Origin of the sequence: Streptomyces sp. NPDC005899, assembly GCF_040629645.1 — a bacterium.
Taxonomy (GTDB): domain Bacteria; phylum Actinomycetota; class Actinomycetes; order Streptomycetales; family Streptomycetaceae; genus Streptomyces.
This window is the reverse complement of record NZ_JBEXWB010000710.1, coordinates 1-1,071: the sequence shown is the minus strand read 5'-3', so window position 1 is coordinate 1,071 and position 1,071 is coordinate 1. Positions and strand designations below refer to the sequence as shown.

Here is a 1,071-nt window from a genome sequence, read left to right as displayed (position 1 = left end):
GCCCGCTCCCGGCGCGCGGTGGACGGATCGCGGACGCGACGCTGGGTACGGCCGTCGCCTGGGCGGTACGGGGGACCGGTGCACTCTCCGTCGTCATCGCTCGGTGCGCTTCCTCGTCGTGGGGTGGGTCGTCATGGGACGGGACTGGACGACAACTTCCTGGTAGAGGCTGAGCACCGCGTCGGCCGTCCTCGACACGTCGAAGAGGGACCTGGCGCGGCTGCGCGCCGCGCGGCCCAGCTCCGCGCGCAGCGCCGGATCGGCCAGCAGAGCCGTCAGCGCCGCCGCCAGGGCGCGCGGATCGCGCGGCGGAACCAGGCAGTGCCGGGCGTGGCCGGGCGGCAGGGTCTCCCTCGCCCCGGCCACGTCGGTGAGCAGCACGGGCCTGCCGCACGCCATGGCCTCGAGGGGGGCCAGCGCCATCCCCTCCCAGCGGGAGGGGAGCACGACCACGTCCGCCGCGTGGAGCCAGGGCCGCACGTCGCCGCTCGCCCCGGCGAACAGCACCCCGGGGGGTGCGGAACGCTGCAGTCCGGCCGCGGAGGGCCCGTCGCCCACCAGGACGAGCCGTGCGCCGTGCGCCTGCGTCAACCGCCAGGCATGCAGCAGGACGTCCTGGCCCTTCTGCCGGCTCAGGCGCCCGACGCAGACGACGAGCGGCGCCTGAGCCGGGACGCCCGCGAGTGCGGGCAGGGCGGCACGGGCCGAGGCTGAGGCATCCCGGCCTCCCGGCCGGAAGCGGCCGACGTCGACGCCGTTGTGGATCACCGACCAGCGGGCGGTGATGCCGGCCCGCTGCCCGGCCGTGCACTCGGACTCGCTCACGCACAGGATGCGGTCGCTCCACCTGGCCCCGAAACGCTCCCAGGCCGCCGCGGCGTCCGCGGCCCGCCCGTCCAGGGCCTCGAAGGACCAGGCGTGCGGCTGGAACACCGTGGGGACTCGGCTCCGCACCGCGAGCCGCCCCGCGAGGCCGGCCTTCGCGCTGTGGGCGTGGATCACGTCGGGCGCGTAGGCGCGGACCAGCCGGCCGGCCGCGGTGACCTCACGGCCCAGCCGGGCACCGGGCGC

1 protein-coding gene is annotated in these 1,071 nt (G+C 77.2%); it reads right to left on the bottom strand.

Annotation, left to right across the window (positions count from 1 at the left end):
* Positions 1-93: 93 nt before the first annotated feature.
* Positions 94-1,071, bottom strand: a 978-nt coding sequence (locus ABZ371_RS32840) for a glycosyltransferase (protein ID WP_358686642.1), incomplete at its 5' end; no start/stop codon positions are given.